Origin of the sequence: Cerasicoccus arenae, from assembly GCF_014651635.1 — a bacterium.
GTDB lineage: Bacteria > Verrucomicrobiota > Verrucomicrobiia > Opitutales > Cerasicoccaceae > Cerasicoccus > Cerasicoccus arenae.
In genome coordinates, this window is record NZ_BMXG01000002.1 from 216,914 (window position 1) to 234,302 (window position 17,389).

General features: G+C 55.7%; 11 protein-coding genes. 3 read left to right on the top strand and 8 right to left on the bottom strand.

Features of this window, described 5'->3' with window-relative positions:
- The first annotated feature begins 66 nt into the window (after positions 1-66).
- The 3 genes from IE065_RS02610 to IE065_RS18245 all read left to right on the top strand — a co-directional run bounded on the left by IE065_RS02610 (position 67) and on the right by IE065_RS18245 (position 3,100).
- Entirely contained in the window at positions 67-1,185 is a 1,119-nt protein-coding gene (locus tag IE065_RS02610) for an LptF/LptG family permease (RefSeq protein ID WP_189511530.1), read from the top strand.
- A 71-nt stretch (positions 1,186-1,256) separates the two neighbouring features.
- Positions 1,257-2,480, top strand: coding sequence for a TolB-like translocation protein (locus IE065_RS02615; protein WP_189511531.1), 1,224 nt, complete (start codon positions 1,257-1,259; stop codon positions 2,478-2,480).
- Positions 2,477-3,100 (top strand): acyltransferase, encoded by a 624-nt coding sequence (locus IE065_RS18245; protein WP_189511534.1) that lies wholly within the window; start codon positions 2,477-2,479, stop codon positions 3,098-3,100. The genes IE065_RS02615 and IE065_RS18245 overlap by 4 nt, the downstream gene beginning before the upstream one ends.
- A gap of 138 nt (positions 3,101-3,238) precedes the next feature.
- Here the strand turns inward: IE065_RS18245 and IE065_RS02625 are convergent, their stop codons facing one another.
- The 8 genes from IE065_RS02625 to IE065_RS02660 form a co-directional block, all read right to left on the bottom strand.
- Positions 3,239-4,726, bottom strand: coding sequence for an efflux transporter outer membrane subunit (locus IE065_RS02625; RefSeq protein ID WP_189511536.1), 1,488 nt, complete (start codon positions 4,724-4,726; stop codon positions 3,239-3,241).
- Complete coding sequence (locus IE065_RS02630; protein ID WP_189511538.1) at positions 4,723-7,833, bottom strand: efflux RND transporter permease subunit; 3,111 nt, start codon at positions 7,831-7,833, stop codon at positions 4,723-4,725. The genes IE065_RS02625 and IE065_RS02630 overlap by 4 nt, the downstream gene beginning before the upstream one ends.
- Positions 7,834-7,845: 12 nt before the next feature.
- Positions 7,846-8,907 carry an efflux RND transporter periplasmic adaptor subunit gene (locus tag IE065_RS02635; protein ID WP_189511540.1) on the bottom strand — a complete coding sequence of 354 codons (1,062 nt, stop codon included), beginning with the start codon at positions 8,905-8,907 and terminating at the stop codon, positions 7,846-7,848.
- 129 nt (positions 8,908-9,036) lie between these two features.
- Positions 9,037-10,335, bottom strand: coding sequence for a sensor histidine kinase (locus IE065_RS02640; protein ID WP_189511542.1), 1,299 nt, complete (start codon positions 10,333-10,335; stop codon positions 9,037-9,039).
- A gap of 345 nt (positions 10,336-10,680) precedes the next feature.
- Complete coding sequence (locus IE065_RS02645; RefSeq protein ID WP_189511544.1) at positions 10,681-13,218, bottom strand: vWA domain-containing protein; 2,538 nt, start codon at positions 13,216-13,218, stop codon at positions 10,681-10,683.
- 36 nt (positions 13,219-13,254) lie between these two features.
- Positions 13,255-15,003, bottom strand: a complete 1,749-nt coding sequence (locus tag IE065_RS02650) for a BatA domain-containing protein (protein WP_189511546.1) — start codon at positions 15,001-15,003, stop codon at positions 13,255-13,257.
- Positions 15,000-15,896: a DUF58 domain-containing protein gene (locus IE065_RS02655; protein ID WP_189511547.1), complete on the bottom strand. Its 897-nt coding sequence runs from the start codon at positions 15,894-15,896 to the stop codon at positions 15,000-15,002. Before IE065_RS02655 ends, IE065_RS02650 begins: the two co-directional genes overlap by 4 nt.
- A complete protein-coding gene (locus tag IE065_RS02660) occupies positions 15,893-17,389 on the bottom strand; it encodes an ABC transporter permease (protein ID WP_189511549.1) in 1,497 nt (498 codons plus the stop codon). Before IE065_RS02660 ends, IE065_RS02655 begins: the two co-directional genes overlap by 4 nt.

The following is a 17,389-nucleotide window of genomic DNA, read 5'->3' on the forward strand; positions in this document are numbered from 1 at the left end:
CTGCCGAAAGGCGTATGAGATTGCTTTACTCAGGCTGATGGCTGTCGCAAGCTGTTGATTATCCGCTTGCACCGTTACATATTTGGCCAGCTGCTGCTGGCGGCCACGATGGCGATCGCTGTCTTCGTGTTCGTGCTCGTCGTCTTCAATGTGATCAAGGAAGTCGCGGGTCCGTTTGCGTCCGGGCAAATCACGGAGGGGATGTTCGTCTACCTGATCGCAATCACGATACCTGGTGTGCTGCCCTACGCTTTGCCGTTGGGGCTGCTGACCGCTATTTTGCTGGTGCTCGGGCGGCTCTCAGCGCAAAACGAAATTGTGGCGATGAAGGCTGCAGGCCTGAGCCTATGGCGGATTACTGCCCCGGTTTTCTTGTTGGCCCTGCTGGGCGTCGGGCTGTCTGCCGTGATCAATATCTACTACGCGCCGATTGCTGACACCGCATTTCGCTCGACGTTACAAAGCGCCGCGCGGGCTGATCCGCTGCGCTTCTTTTCCCCGCGTACTTTCGTTAAGAATTTCCCTGGCTACGTTATCTTCGCCGACCGGCGGGAAGGCAACGAACTGCGTCAATTACACGTCTGGGAATTGGATGACCAAAGTCGCGCCATTCGTCATCTCCAGGGTCAACGTGCCGAGCTGTCTTTTGACGAGGCTAACCCCGCAATTGTACTCACTGTACACGATGCTCATGGCCAAGTCATTAACCCAGACCTGCCACCGAGCGACCTCGATTCAACTTATATCGGTGAGTTTAAACGCTCGGAGTTCAGGCTGCCGCTGGACGACCTTTTGGGCGGAAACAAGAAGCAAACGAAGCTCGCTTTTATGACCCTCGATGAGCTTCTCCAGCGCCGCGCGGAGGCTATTGCCGATAAGGGAGAAGGGGCCTTCGAGCGTCGTATCGAGCTCCAGACTGCTATCCAGAAAAAGTTTTCATTCTCCTTTGCAGTGCTCTCTTTGGCGCTGGTCGCGATCCCGCTCGGTATCAAGGCCAGCCGGACGGAAACCTACGCGAATTTCGCCTTGGCCCTCGCCTTGGCGCTGGGCTATTTCATGGTTTTTATCCTCTGCTCTTGGTTGGAAAAAATGCCTGCGATGCGGCCCGATTTGATGATTTGGGTGCCTAACTTTCTCTTCCAAGCCTTGGGAGGAATTCTCTTCTGGCGCGCCTGTAAGCGTTAGCTCGGCGGTGGCAGGAAGCCCGTAGTTATTTTACAATCGACTGAAAATGGTGGCGGTCTAATTTTGAAGTCATGGCAGTATCTCGAGACTTATTAGGAGCGCGCACTTTGTCGGTGGAAGGACGTTGGTGTCTACACAGTTACTACAGCTTGTGCCCGTATGCGCCGGATGGTTCCGGGCGTATTCTCATTGCTGGTGTGGATCTAGAAAACGGGCAAGGCGAAGTGATGATTTTATCGCCTGATGCCAAGGTGCTTGATCGTTTTGGCCGTAATGATGTGACGCCGAGCTTTTGGCATACTGGATTTTGGCAAAGCTGGTCGCCCGACGCGCGCTTTGTTTACTTTCAGTCTGGCGACGAAATGAATCCGCAGGTCATTCGTCGCGAGCTTTCTACCGGAATCGAAGTTCAGGTTTCTGGAGATTTGGAAGGCATCCCCCCATCGGGTGAGCCCGGCTTATCTTGCCTGCACGGGCTGTTGTATGCCGCAGGTTATGGCCATCCTGAGCGGCTTTATCGTCCCGAGCTTGCCACGGTGCCATTTCAGGCGCGTGACAAGCATGGGATTTCCTCACTGGATTTTAAAAAAGCAACAACGTCGCTGTTACTTTCGACGAATGGAATTTTGGAAATACACCCAGACCGTGATCGACTCCATCGTGAGGATCACATCATACGTGAGCGTCTCGGCCCGGATGAGGGACTGACGTTGATGACTTACTGCGTGCGTTGGAACCGCCAAGGAACGCGCTGCCTATTTTATTTTGGGAACCACTGCGTGGACAAACGTCGAGGGGAGCCAAAGATAACCTATGTCTTCACCGCTGATCGAAATTTGCAAGACATCCACCTCGCTCTCGACTTAAGTTTCGGTCGGCCAGGCGTCCACTGGGCTTGGCAGCCTGATGGTGAGCGTCTCATCGGCTATGGCCCGCGCCTGGATGTCCCTGGTAAAATTGCCCTCGCCGAAGTTCGTTATGATGGTACGGGCTACCGAATTCTCAGTGATCATGCAAGTGGCGGGCACCCGACGGTTAGCCCCGTCAACGATGACCTGATTGTTACGGACGAAGGGACTCCGGAGGGCGGAGCGGTGCTCTTCATTTCTCGCCAAAGCGGCAAAGAAATCACTCGCGTTGCGCTACCAAAGTTTGTGGGAGAAAGAGAATTGCCCGGGCGGAACGCCAATCGAATTTGCCACCACCCGGTATTTTCGCAAGACGGTTCACGAGTGCTCTGCAATAGCCTACCAGGTCGTTTCGCGCAGTTATTTGAAATGGAGCCGCCTCAATGAGCCTCTGGAATTTCCTTGATGGCGGGCTTAGCCTACCACAAAAACCTCGAACTTGGAGACAACGTCTCCTGTACTGGATCGGGCGTCGATTGGCCCTGCGGCATCCGAATGTTTATGCCCCGAAATCTTGCCTGTTTCATCCTGGGGCAAAAATTAATCCGCGAAACGGAAAAATTGTCTTTGGTGAAAACTGCAACGTGGCCGAAGGAGCTATTATTCAAGGTAACGTAAGTTTCGGGGCAAATTGCTCCGTCCAAGCTTACACAATCATTACTGGCTATGGGTCGCTGGATAAGCCTGACGGCCAAATAACGTTTGGGCAGGGTGTCCGTGTCGCATCTCATGGGATGATGATCGCCGCGAATCATATCTTCGATGATCCCGGGAAGCCCATCCACGGACAAGGCCTTCAACAAATGCCCATCATCGTGGAGGATGATGTATGGATTGGCGGTCGGGTCAACCTCACCGCTGGAGTGACCATCGGCAGCGGTTCAGTGATTGGTGCGGGCTCGGTAGTCACGAAAGACATTCCTGCCGGCTCCATCGCAGTAGGCATCCCCGCGAAAGTCATTAAGAATCGAAATTGCGACAATCTCATCACGCCAAAATCCGATTGAGCATACTGAATGGTGCTGTCTTACCGCTTGGTTGTTCTGGCGGTCGCTTTTATTGGGGAGCTGAAAGGAAAGGTTGATTGAATTACGCAAACAAGTTCATAGACTTCGTTAGTCTAGCGCATTAGCGAGCTGTTTTCCTCAGCGCATTTCGTTCGCAGACGGTTTTGGTGGTGCTGTGTTTAGCGCACTGTCCAATAGGGCATTATTATCGTTCTGGTCGGGTAATATTGGAGGCTGCCAACCGCCGCCGAGGGCGCGAATTAGAGCCAATTGTTGGACATATTGTTCGTTCTCCAGCTCAACCAACGCCAACGCATTATTCAGTGCAGTACGCTCAGTGTCGACGACTTCCAAATAGTTGACCAAGCCGTTTTCGTAACGCTGTTGAGCAAGGTCTGCGGCCGCCCGCGCCGAGTAGGCGGCGTCCTGCTGGGCGGTCACTTGGACCTGTAGAAATTGTAGTGCTGCAAGTGAATCCTCGACCTCCTGAAAGGCCGTAAATACCTGACTGCGATAAAGCTGAAGAAGTTCAGCGTAGTCGGCTTTAGCCTCGTCAATCCGGCTAGCAACACGCCCTGCCGTAAAGACTGGCACGCTAACACTGGGTCCAAGCGACCCGAATAGGCTCGAACGGGTGAACCAGTTACCCGCGTCTGCCGCGGCAAAGCCGACGTCACCGGTAATTTGGATGCGAGGAAAATACTCAGCAATGCGCGCGCCGATGAGTTCACTCGCCGCTTTAACAAGGCTCTCGGCTTGCGCAATGTCTGGACGGCGCTCGAGGAGAGTTGAAGATACGGCAATGGGGGAGGGGGGGAGTAGCGGATGCCAATCAAGTTGCTGTGGCAAAGTGAAGGCAGAAGGATACTCACCCAATAAGATAGCTAGTGCGTTCTCGGCCAGAGCACGGCGGCGGCGGAAACCTTCCAAGCCTGAGCGGGCGATCGACCACTCGGTTCGCGCCTGGTAGTATTCGAGGTCGTCGGCCAAGCCACTGTCGCGCCGCACTTCGACCAGATCGAGGGACTTTTTGCGCCCGACCACGGTTTGTTCCAGAATGCCAATGCGCTCGTCGAGCGTGCGGATTTGGAAATACTGTTCGGCGACGAGCGTCTGCACCAAGACCATGGCGTAGCCGAAAGCGTCGGCTTCTGCCTGAGCTTCAGCTAGCGCGGATGCCGTTAGCCGCCGCACACGCCCCCATACATCCAGCTCCCAAGTTAGCCCGAGTGCAGAGTCAAAGTTGTTGCGTGTAGAGGCGTTGGTACCTGGATTGGTAAGGTTGCCGGAGGAGCGTTGGCGAACGGCTTCCGTGAAGAAGTCAACTTGCGGAAAAAGCTCACTGCGGGCAACACCGACAGAGGCAGCTGCGCGGTCTACGCGGGCTAGTGCAGCGGCAAGGTCCGGATTGGCGACTGTTGCGGTTTGGATGAGCGCGGCCAACTGTGGATCGCGGTAGGCTGTCCACCAACCGACAAGGGAAGTGGCCGCGGTACGGTTCTCGTACTTCAGCTCGGTGGGGACTTCAGGAGCGGGGGAAACGTAGTCTGGCCCGACCATGCAGCCGCTGAATCCCAGCGCTATCAGCGTGGCTAGGGCGGGCCTGAGAAATTGTGTACAGGTCATTCTTGGAAGGATTTCTGGGCGGCTTCGGCCTCAATGCGTTGAGCGCGGGCGTTTGGACCAGTGGTGAAGCGACCGAAAAGATTGTAGGCCCATGGCACGGAAAACAAAGTCAACACAGATGCAATTGATACGCCGAAGAAGATGACCACGCCAATCGTAATTCGGTTTTCTGAACCTGCTCCGGTTGCGATGACTAGCGGGATCGCGCCGAACACAGTCGAGATCGCAGTCATTGCAATCGGCCGTAGGCGTAGTTGTGATGCGCGCAGCACGGCCTCGCGCACGCTCATGCCCTCTTCGTCACGCAGTTGGTTGGCGAATTCCACGATAAGAATACCATTTTTTGCGGCGAGTCCGACCAGCATCACAATACCGATCTGCGAAAAGATATTGAGTGTGCCCGCGTACATAATCAGCCCCCAGAGTCCGCCGGCAATGGCGAGGGGAACTGTCAGCAAAATGGTGAATGGGTGGACCCAGCTTTCGAATTGCGCTGCTAACACGAGGAACACCATCACGAGTGAAAGCGAGAACACGAAGTAGATGGCTCCTTGTGAATCAATGAATTCACGGGACTCGCCCTTGTAGTCAACTTGGGCGCGTGGTGGGAGCTTTTCGCGGACGATTTCGCGTAGGTATTCCAGTGCTTCTCCAAGCGTGTAGCCCTCGGCGAGGCTTGCAGTGATCGTTACTGCGCGGAGGCGGTTAAAGCGATTAAGGGTCGAAGCTTCGGCAGTTTCTTCCAGCTTGATCAAGTTACTCAGCGGGATCAGGGTGCTGGTTTTTTCAGAGCGAACGTAAATATTGGTCAGGTCGGTGGCGGTCTGACGATCTGTATCACGGCCTTGGAGGATGACGTCGTATTCCTCGCCTCGCTCCAGAAACGTAGTCACGCGTCGAGAGCCAAAGAAGGTCTCTAGCGTCTGTCCGATTTGTCGTAGAGAGACACCGAGGTCCGCTGCACGCTCCTTGTCCACTCGGACTCGGAACTGCGGTTTGGTTTCCTTAAAGTCGGTGTCGACATTGAGGAGGCGGGGGTTTTCGCGGGCTGCCTCCATAACGATATCCTGCCACTCTTTTAGCTCAGAGTAAGTGTTTCCGCCGATCACGAACTGCACTGGTTCGCCGAGATTGCGAGTCAGTCCGCTGCGTTGGACGGGGAATGCGCGAATACCTGGCAGATTGCTGATTTTGGGAACGGTCTCGCCAATGATTTCTCCAATGGGACGTCGCTGTTCGAAGTCTTCCAAGACTACGATAGACATGCCGCCGTTAAAGGAATTGGGATTGCCGAAGCTGCGCGGGGTGCGGGTCAGCACACGCATGGCCTCGCCGTTATCAACCAGAGGGAGTAGCTCGGTTTCGATCTCTCGCATGTATTTCTGGGCATATTCGTAGCTAGAGCCTTCGGGAGCATTCATCATGATAAAGAATACTCCGCGGTCTTCCTTGGGGGCGAATTCTGCGGGCAATCGACGGAAGCAAAAGAGCATTAATCCAGCTGCGAGCACTATGATACTCCCGACCAGAAACGGGTGACCCAAGGCGACATCCAACATGCGACGATAACGACTCGCTGCGCCGTCGAGCACGGTGTCTACTAGCTTGGCGAAGCGTCCCTCGGTTTGGCCTGATGAGAGCAGGAACGAGCACATCATCGGCGAGAGCGTCAGTGCGATCAAGCTGGAGACGCCAACTGCCGCCGCCAAGGCAAAGGCGAATTCGCTGAACAAACGCCCGGTGTTGCCTGATAAAAAACCAATCGGCACGAAGACAGCGATTAGCACTAGTGTCGTTGCGATGACAGCAAAACTCACTTGTTTGGCTCCGCGGACAGAAGCCAGCGCTGGCGATTCGCCGAGGTGAATGCGACGATAAATATTTTCCAGCACCACGATGGCGTCGTCGACCACCAGACCGATGGCGAGCAAGAGCGCGAGCAGAGTAAGGAGGTTGAGCGAATAGCCCATTACACGGAGGAAAATCAGCGCGCCGATGAGCGAGATTGGTACTGTAACAGCGGGTACAAGCACGGCACGCACGCTGCCCAAGAAGGCGAAGATGACTAGTACGACCAGGATCAGCGCGATAATGAGTGAATTGTAAATTTCGTTGATCGACTGGTCGATGAACACCGTGCTGTCGAAGCTGTTGAATATGCGGGTGCCTTCGGGCAATGATTCTTGAATGGAAGTGACTTCGACCATCACAGCCTGGGCGACTTCCAACGTGTTCGCGGTGGACTGCGGGATAATACCGAGGCCGACCATGTCTTGACCATTGCCGCGCAATTCCTGACGGTGCTCAACCGCGCCGATCTGGGCGTCTGCCACTTCGCCGAGTCGGATTAGGTGGCCATCGCTGCCTTGCCCCACGACGAGCTTGGCAAAGTCTTCTTCTGTCTCGTAACCGCGCTGGGTTCGCACGGTGAAATAGCGGTCGGCGGAGTCAACTCGACCTGCTGGCAGTTCAACGTTTTCCGATCGCAAAGCTCCCTCGATGTCGGCCACGGTAATGCCACGTGCGGCCATGGCGTCACGGTCTAGCCAGACACGCAGGGAATACTCCCGTGCACCCCCAATACGGACGCGTGCGACACCACTGACAGTGGCGAGGCGGTCGACGAGGTAACGGTCAGCGTAGTCGGTCAATTCTAGGCCATTGAGGTTGTCGCTAGCCAAATTGAGCCACATGATGACGTCTCCGCCGGAGTCGACTTTGAAAATTTCCGGCGGGTCGGATTCGACTGGGAGATTGTCCACTGCGCGTCCCACACGCTCGCGCACATCGTTGGCGGCGGAGTCGATTTCGCGGCTCAGTTCAAATTCAATGGTAATCTCGGACTTGCCGTCTTCGCTGGTCGAAGTAATTGAGCGGATGCCCTCAATGCCGCTGATACGATCTTCGAGTAGTTGAGTGATTTTGGTGTCGACCACGGCCGCCGAAGCACCGGGGTAATTCGTTTCAACGGAAACGATGGGGGGATCGATGTCCGGATATTCGCGGACGGGTAACTGTCGGAACGACAAGTAGCCCACAACCATGAGTAATAGGCTAAGGACGGCCGCAAAGACGGGGCGTTTAACCGAGAGTTCAGAGATATGCACAGTGCGGTGGAGTTAGGATTTGGTCGAGTCCGTGAAGACCTCTTCCTCGGTTACCACTTGCACCTTTTGCCCCTCGCGGACGCGATGGCCGTGCGTGACGATTGGCTGGTCGATTTCTAGGCCTTCCAAGATTTCCACGACGCCTTTTTGCCGTCGGCCAATCTTAACTTTAATTCGTTCTGCGGTGCCCTCGTTGTTGATCCTGTAAACGAACTGCTGGTCGCCAATGGGGCTCAACGCGCTCTCGGGGATCGTCATTGCATGTTTTTCACCAAGGTTTAGTTCGACGATTAACAACATGCCAGGACGGAGCGCAAAGTCCTCGTTGGGCGTGATTGCACGGACTTGCGCAGCTCGGCTGATCGGATCGATCTGCGGCGAAATCGAGCGTACCTCCCCTAGAAAAACACGGTCCGGATAGGCCTCAGCACGAGCACGTATAGGCATACCAGTTTTGACCTGTGCAAAGTGCCGCTCGGGGATGGTGAAATCGACCTTAACCGGAGTCAGGTCAATAATGCTCACGAGCGGGTCGCCGGCTTCGACCAACTCGCCAGGGCTGACGTTTTTTAACCCGAGCACACCGTCGAACGGTGCGTAAATCGTGCGGTCTGCCAAGCGGGCTTTAGCCAACTCGACCTGGGCTTTAGCGACCGTGAATTTCGACACTTCTTCATCGATGACAGACTTGGACAACGCACCGCTGCCTTCGACAGACTTCACGCGATCAAGTTGCCGAGAACGTTCATCTAGGCTGGCCTGCATTTCCTCAAGCAATGCTTGTTGTTCGGCATCATTGAGCTCAATCAGCAAATCGCCCTTGGTCACGTGCTGGCCAGAATCAAAATTAACGGAGATGACGCGTTCAGTGATCTTTGGAGAAAGCATTGCCTGCTCGTTGGCACGAACAGTTCCCAGCGCTTCGACGGTTTCCTGCCAAATGGTTTCCTGGACAGGCTGCACGAATACGGGCGGATCGCTTTGCGGCTTATCCGGGATGGCGGAAGGGGGGGGGGGGGCTAGGAGAAAATATGCTGCCGCGCCCAGTGCGACGACTCCGAGCAGCACGGACACGATCCCAGCTAGGGGGTTCTTTGATTTTGGTTCAGTTGTTGATCCGGTAGACACAAACCCGAATGAAACATCCGTTTGAACTTATGCAACACGAAGCGGAAAAAAATATCTTATGAATTGAAGTGGTAATCAATTATCAATTGGTTGACTCGCCTTTGGAGGTATCGAAGTGAGGGGGGGGGCGGGCAAGATGAGATGGAATCGTGCTCCTTCTCCAGGAGAGGAGTCCACGTCAATTTTAATCCCTAAACGTTCAGCCAGTTCTGCTGTCAGCGCGAGACCGAGGCCATAGTTGGAATTGATAGACGATTTACGGCTACGGATTTTGTCGTCCTGATAAAAGGCGTCGAAGATATGGGGCAATATCTCGGGGCGGATACCGGGGCCTTCATCACAGACAGAGATCGAGGCTGGCCGATTGGTGGTTGCCGGGATGAAACGGATGATGACTGCCTTGTCGCGCGGCGTGTAGCGGATTGCGTTGCCGAGCAGGTTGTTGACCATAATCAAGAGCAGGTCCGTGTCGGTCTCAATCGACTGTTCGCCTTTGCAGACGAGCAGAAGATCGACGCCGTCATCATTGGCCAGTGGCGTGTGAAGATCAATCGAGGCCGAAAGTAAATCGCGGGGATCGATCAGCTTAAGATCCGGAGTCCAGGCGTCTGAGCCAGCTTTAGAGAGGTCTAGCATGCGGCGAATGAGCTGGCTCATACTGCGGGAGTTCCGCTCGCACAGCCGTAATGCCTGCTTGTATTTATCACTGCTGCGCTCATAACGAAGCATCGACTGCGCGGTGGTCAGGATTGCAGCAATTGGCGTTTTGAGTTCGTGGCTGAGGTTAGCAACGAGTTGCGCGCGAGATACGGAAAGCTGCTCTGCGCGTACCTTTTCCTGGATCGAGTTTTGCGCGAAGCAGTAAACCATCCACGCAGTCATTCCCACAAGGATCAGCAAGTTGAGGAGATTGAGGAACCCGAGCACGGTATGATCGAAAGCAAGGACGGGCTGGACATTGTGTAGCGTTGCAAAGAAAAATAGGTAAGCTGCTACTGGCAAGGCGGCTAGGCCAGTTCGCCGTCGGAGCGGCACGAAGTCGAGCAGCAACATGAACGGTGACAGCAACAGCAGCAGAAGCTGAAAATCCGACTCCCAACCCCATTCGAGCACCCATGTGCGCACCTGCAATACCCATTCGAGTGAGGCGAGCACGATGCCCCAGCCCCACCAGTGGCACTTGAGCAGCAGGTAAACGCCACCATATATAATGAAGCCGACCCCAGCCATCATCAGGATGCCTGGTCGGTCACCTAAATAGCCAAACAGTGCAAAACACAGCCGTAACACCACATTGCCAACTAATAGTCGCCAAAGGAGCCGCTGTAATAGCGTGCTGGGGACCACGAATGACTGTGTTATCGGATAGCTCAAAAGTTACAATTAGTTATCGGCGCTGTTTTCTGTCTCATAACCGTTCATGTGCAGAGAGTGGACAAAATTTTCGCCACCAGATACCAACTGACGACGTACCCTACTTCTCGTAGCATTTTGACAAGGCTTCCGCCGAAATCTCTCTCTCGTTTTCAATCAGCAAAAAAAGCATTCGGTCCTGCGAGGCGCGTGCCCGCAGCATAGTTCAGGGTTTGGAAAACGTCTGCGGCAAAAAAATGAGATGCCCGCTTTCGCTTTTATCGTAGCAGCTCTAATTCTGCCAGAATTCCCTTAGACTTCAATCCGATAAGTTTGGTTACGGCGGGTAGCCACGTGAGTGCGTCGTCAGATTCTTTGCTTACGAGAAAAGAAGTCTTGGAAGCTGGATGACGCTAGCCCTAAGCGAGTTTGCAAAATTTCCAGTAGGAATAGTGGAGTAAGCAGAAAGAGAATCCAGAGGCGGAGGCTTTGCTTGATGTCAGTGTCCGGTGCCTGCCAGGATTCAGCCAAGTTAACACGTTCCTCGCCGCCGGTAGTCTTGCTCAGTTGGATTAAGTCATTGAGTGCGACCGGGCTGGTTTGCCATTCGACATTTTCTCCAGCGATGATGGGGCCGAAGGGCAGAGAATGGTCACCCACTTGGACGGCACCGCGGTAGGATTGGCCGAAATCAAGTGTGAGCTTAGCGCGAAAAAGTCCCGGCTCGATACGTTCCCAGACGCCAGTCAGGGCCTCGTTAGCACTTTGTGTCGTGTAGAGGAGCTTGGGTAGCCCAGCTTCGGGCAAGTCGGCTTGGGTGTCGTCGTAAAAGAAATCCAGCGTCAGCTCGTTACCTTGCAAATGGGTCGACAGGCCAAGGCCGCGAGGGATGTCTTGCCCGATGAGCCAGCGGGTCAGCGTTTGCATGAAGTCACCATAGGCGGGCCAGGTGCGTGTTGCCGCGCTATAGTCTCCCGAGACGGCAAAGGATACCGCAGCGGCCCGGCCAGAGCCGCGGTTCCAGAAGGCGACTAGTGGCGCGTTGTATTCGTCGCGGGTATTTGCGGCGGCGGTCGCACCTTCCTTGAGGTAGCTCAGATTGTAGCCGTCGAAATAGGCTGGCCAGTCGAGTGCGCCTGCGGCGATTTGCAGCCAGCCTGCGGTAGGCTCAACGCCAGTCTGTTCTTCGACAAAGGCTGATCGGGCGACCGCGACCGTTTCCTGGGCGAAGACGGCGGGGAGGTTTGCGGGGTTGTCGTTAAAAAACATCCGGCCGTTACCGAGCTTGGCGATGTCCTCGATGAAGGCCGCATCGCTGTCGGTGGACGATCCGAGGCCAATGACACTGACGGAGGCACCTTCTTTGACCATCTCTGCGATGAGGCTTTTGTAGTTGCCGGGCTCCTCGGAGTCTGCCGCATCAGAGAACAGGATGATGTGCTTTTGACCGACGGGTGATTTTTTCAATTCTTGCCATGCGGCCTTGAGGCCAGTGTAAACATAGATGCCGCCGCCCATGCTTTGGATGCTGCGGACTCGATTTTCGATTGTGGGAAGGTTCGGGCCGACGCTAGTGAGCGGCACGATGATATGGGGCTCGCTGTCGACCGCAAAGACGGTCAGTAAGTCATTGGGTCCGAGCAGGCGCGCGGCCTCGGCGACGCCGGAGTTCGCCAGATCCATCTTCGACATGCCGCCTGGGACGGTTGTGGCCATGCTGCCGGATCGGTCAACCACGATAGCCATTGCCACGGCCAGTTTTCGGTGTTCCTCCTTGAGCTCCAAGCTGACGGGCAGAATGTTCTCTACCGGCGATTCGAAATATCCACCTGACCCGAAGCTGAACTTGCCACCCAGCATCACGAAACCGCCGCCCTGACCGCGGACGTAGAAATCGATGGCCTCCAGCGTGTCGGCGGGGATTTCGTTCGCCGGAATATCATTGAAGATCACGGCTTGCGCACCGGTCAAACGGCCTTCGTGAAATTGGCGTGCGTTGGTGATGACCTCCAGCTCGAAGCCTAGCCGCCGTAAGGTTGTGGCCACGGGGTCGTCCTGGTAACGCGTGACTAGAATGATGCGCGGCCCGCCTGAAATCTCGATCCATCGCTCGGCGGAATTGTTGCCGGGACGGGGGTCATTGACATTGCTCAGTGTGGCCTCATAGCGATAGGCACCGGGTGTGAGAATACGGTCTTTCAGGCGAATTCGCCCGCGCCCCGCTGGCGTGGAAACGGTTCCCTGTGCCACGGTCTTGTCGTCGCGTTTGATATGATATTCCGTGGAGCCGCCCGCTGGGCCAGTGACAAGCAGTTCGATGAGGAAAGGCTCGGCGGTCTGATTGCGATTCGGCATATCCAGTCGCTCGACCTGAAAGTCCGCTGTGGCGTCGAAAATGGCTAGCCTGTAGTCCACGGGCGTTTTTGCGTTTTGGAGGGACTTGGCGATATTGGCGAGGGGCTCGGTACTGTAGCCGTCGGTCAAGATGAGCACCCGGGCGGCGCGATTGTTTGCCCGGCGGGCCTCGGCGATGTGCAGCGCGGTGGCGAGATTGGTCTGATTTAAGGAATCCTCAAAGCGTAGAATATCGGAACTGCGCTCCGTTGCACCACGCGCGAAGTCCACGAAGTGTAAGGTGTCGTCGGGGCCGCGGCTGTCGCTAATGAGGGCCTCCCATTCGGTCAGGCGGGGGCCGAGGACATCTTTTGCGGAGTCGGATTGGTCGACCAGCACCCAGAGATCGAGACCGGGCTTGAGCAATCGCCATTGCGGATCAGCCAGAAAGATGGTGGCCAGCAGCAGGCAGATGACGCGGAGTGGTCGCCAGAGCTGAAGCCCGCGCGCATACCAGCCCAGAAAAGCGAGGACGGGCAGGAGGAAGAACCATTCAGGTTGGCGAAACATTAGTTAATGAAATTGCTTGTTTTGGAGCGCTCGTAATTACGTGTTTCTTCCAGTGAAGTGGTAATTGGCCAGCATGGTGCCGATCAGGAGAAGCGCCCACAACGGCGTGAGCAGGTCGTCTTCCAGATTTTGGCGGATGACTTTGTTGTTGCCAGTGGTCAGGTCGTAGGCGGTGCGGGCTTGGCGCAAATCCGCCTCGCGAATGTCGGCAAAACGGGCCGCGCCTTGAAGCAAATCATCGCCGCCGTGTATAACGGTGAAGAGTGTGGGCTTCGTGGGCGCGTTCCAGGTTTTCAGCGGTAGAGGCTCGGTTTGATTATGCTGAATGGTGTAGGGCTGAATCGGGTTGCTGGGCAAGGGCAAGGCTTGGTGTGTTTCAAAGTTTTCACGCCAAGGCGAGCGCCGCTGCTGTCGTGCTGTGGCGATGAATCGATTGAGCAAAATTACGTAGGCGGGAAGGCGGTCGAGGTTGGATTGCGCTGGATCGAAGCGGAAGACCAGCACGCGGCCTTGGGCAGTGCTTTCCAGATAGATCAGTGGTTCGTTGGCGGACCAGACAAGGACAACGGCATTGTCACTCGGCGGCAGCGGAAGCTCGTCTTCGCGCTGGATGACGAGGCCATTGAAAGTGAGTCCCTCGACCAGCGGGTGCGCCTCGACGAAAGATTGCGGCGCCGACAATGAGCCAACATCGGCACCCTGTTTTGCAAAGGCGATTGCGTAGGGTTGGGGCAGGGTGGTTAGTCGTTCGGGGCTAGTCAGCGAATGCACGCCGAGGTCGGTCTGGCCGTCGACGGCTCCGTATTGAATACCTGGAATGCGGGCGACGGCCTTGCGAATCCATTCCGCAAAGGATTGTTCGCCGCGGATGATGTAGGCCACGGGCCGAGGTCGCGGGTGGACGATGGGCGCGTGGTCGTCAAAGGTGAAAGCATCGCCTTCCAGGCGCAGGCTGATGGCGGATTCCTCCTCAGGAAAAGCTCCCCCGACGCGGCGCACACCGTTGGCGGGGATTGAAAGGTTTTGCGGCTCGGTCTGCGTTCCCGAGGTGCCTTCGATCCACCATTTTCGCTGCTGTGGGGTGTCGCTGTAGTTACGGATTATGGCCTGCCAGATGGGTTGTCCGTCACGCTGATCGGTGCGCACGCCAGTGAAACCGACATTGGCCAGCGGCTCGCCAACGGTGACCACCTCGGCGAGTGATTCAAGAGCAGGATTGGCTTCGTCGGTGATGAAAATTACGCGACCTTCGCGGCCCACGGCAGTCTGGGCGGCGCGAAGGGCTGAGGCCGCGTCATGCGTGCCATGAGTGGGTTGCCAGGCTTCAAGACTTTGGCGGAGGAGGTTGGCATCCTCGCCATGATAGAGACGTTGTGAGGTCGCGAGAGAGTCGCGCACGAGCCAAGTGGTGTTGCTGGCTAGGCGGCTGGTATCGCCGAGGATGTGGTTGACGGTCTGTGTGGCGGAATCGCGAAAGGCACTCATCGAGGCCGAGGCGTCCAGCACGATGGCGACCTGTGCGGTGGAGTCGTCTTTTATAATGCGCGGCTGGGCGAGGAGTATGGTTAACAGAAGCGCGGCGAGGATTTGCATCCAGAAGGCCCAGGAGTTGCGCCAAAATTCCCAACGTCGGCCAGAGCGGCTCTCAGACTGTGGCTTGGGCATCAGGAATAGCGTGGAAATAAGCAGCGGTCGCGCTTGGCGCTGAAAGCAATGAATGGCGATGATCGCGGGAATCGCGAGTAGTCCCAGCAAACCCCATTGGTTGGCGAGGAAGATATTCATTTTCCAATCACCTCCACGGCCTGCGAGCCGAGGGCTTCACGGGTGAGGGCCTGCGTGAGCGAGCCTTCGGATTTTACGCGGGCAAAGTCTAGCGAACGCCGACGACAGGCGTCACTCCAAGCGGCAAAGTGGCTGCGGTAGCGTTGTCGATAGCTCTCAAGCTCATGGGCGGAGAGGTTGTGCGTCTGGCGAGCGTCGCGCTCGCAATCGATTAGCTCGACGTTGCCGAGCCAGTCGGGGTTCGCCTCCTGCTCGGTCCACGGAGCAAAGACAATGCAGCGTGTGCGGCCACTGGAGAGGACGTTGACCACGGCGTCTGGCGCGCTGGGGAAAAGCAAGTCGCTGATGATGACGCGGAGTGACTGCTGCCGCCAAGGAACGCGGTCGAAGTGGGGCGTGAGCGGAGTTGCTTCGGTCGAAGAAAAATCGATTTGGCCACTGCGGAGAGCATCCGTGGTGATCTGTTTGACCTGACTACCAATCAATTGAAAGGCCTTCAGCTGGGCGTTGATTTGGAAGGTGGAGTGCGCGGCGAAGTAAAGCAGCTCAAGTGCGCGGAGTGCCTTCTCAGGCGTAACAAACATCGAGGCAGAAGCGTCGAAGGCGAGATCGACCTGCGGGCTGACTTCCTCGCGATAGAGCTTCATGCTGTAGTTACCCGTGCGTGCATAGGCTTGCCAATTAATATAACGGGGGTCGTCGCCCGGGATGTATTGGCGGTGATCCTGAAAATCGATGGAACTGCCAATGCCCATGCCCGCCCAGTTCCCAGACTGGCCGCGCCAGTTGTCCCGCCGGAAGGCAAGTTGGATCATCCGCGCTGCGCTTTCGGCGCTTTTCAATGCTTGGCGGTGGACTTCATGCGCGGGTAGTTGAATCGTGGCGCTAGTCATGCTTCGGCGGGGGCCGAGGACTGCGCAGCCAGCGCTTGAGCCTTGGCGGCCTTTTGTTTTTCAAGTATCTGGGTGGCCTGATCTTCCAATATCTTTTGTGGCTCTTGCAGCCGCCAGGTCGCGAATAGGATGACCATGTAGCTGATCGCCGTTGTCACAATGCTACCAATCAGGAACAGCATGTATTTCGACGTTTCCGGCTCGATAGAGCCTATCGCACACAACAGGCCAGCTTGGGGAACGAAAAATAGGATGTTGGTGTACGGCCAGTCTCTGGTCTCCTCGACCAGCATGGCGAGAACCGTCAGGCAGATGGCCACGAGCTGGATCAGCATGAACAGACGCATGCCGGAGTTGTTACGCATTTTGAAGAGGATGATGATTGCGCGTGGAAGCAACAATGAGCCAAGGGCGCAGATCACTTGCAACAGCACCAATTCAATGTCGTTCAAGCCGTTGTCGAGCAATAGGAGGATGCCAATGGTCAGCCCACACACTGCGACAACGAAGTTGGAACCGGCGGGCCATCCGGGGTAAAGAAACATTCGACCGAGAAATTTTCCAATACCACCGAAGCGTAAGAAAGGACGATAAATGCCGGGTAGGGCAATGGGTTCGTTGACCACGCAACTAATGGTCACTGCGATCATGGCCATAAACACACCTGCCAGATAAAGCTCCTGCACAATGTCAACATAGTAGGCGATGCCCCACAGACCGAAAATTGCCAATAAGTAAAAGCGCTTAGGTGTTTCATGGTTTTCCGCCATGGGACTAATGCGCGCACTCGCAAACTCTAAGAATAGCCCGCCAATGGGCACACTGAGCAGTAGGATCAATGGGATGGACACCCAGAGGTTGGTAGTCTCCAGATAGCTTAGGATGTCGTCCGGGTTCAGCCCTGCAACTGCCATGATGTTTACCGCAACAAAAAATGCAATGATGCCGACGATAATCATGAGTATGCGCAGCACCTTACTATGGACCACCGATACACATATCGCGCCCCCTGTACAAATTAATGAGCCATACAGAATCCAGCCCAAGGCGGCTAAGTCGTGTAACGGATTAACCGCGCCCACGAAGTATCTCAACGCAATGTAAGGCAGGAGGGACAAGACCACAAGCCAGCCTTGAATATTGAGGGAGAGCCATTTCCCGAAAACAATACCACGTGCGTTCAAGCTGGTAAGTTGCAGTAGATCCAGTCGTGCATCATCAAACTCCCGAGCTAGTGCGTTGAGCCCCATTAGCGGCAGAATCATAAGCAGGTAGATGCTGATGATTGTCCAGAAGAGGGCGCTCATTCCCTCCATGTCACGTGTGCCTGTGGCAGTGGCCAAGCCGAATGTCACAAAGAGGATCATGATGATCTGTACGATCACGAACATGCTCACGAATTGGCGGGAGCGCACGGACTGCCGTAGTTCTTTGACGATTACGGGGTTGATCCAGTCGCTGATTTCGCGTTTTCCGAGTAGTTTCTTGAGCAT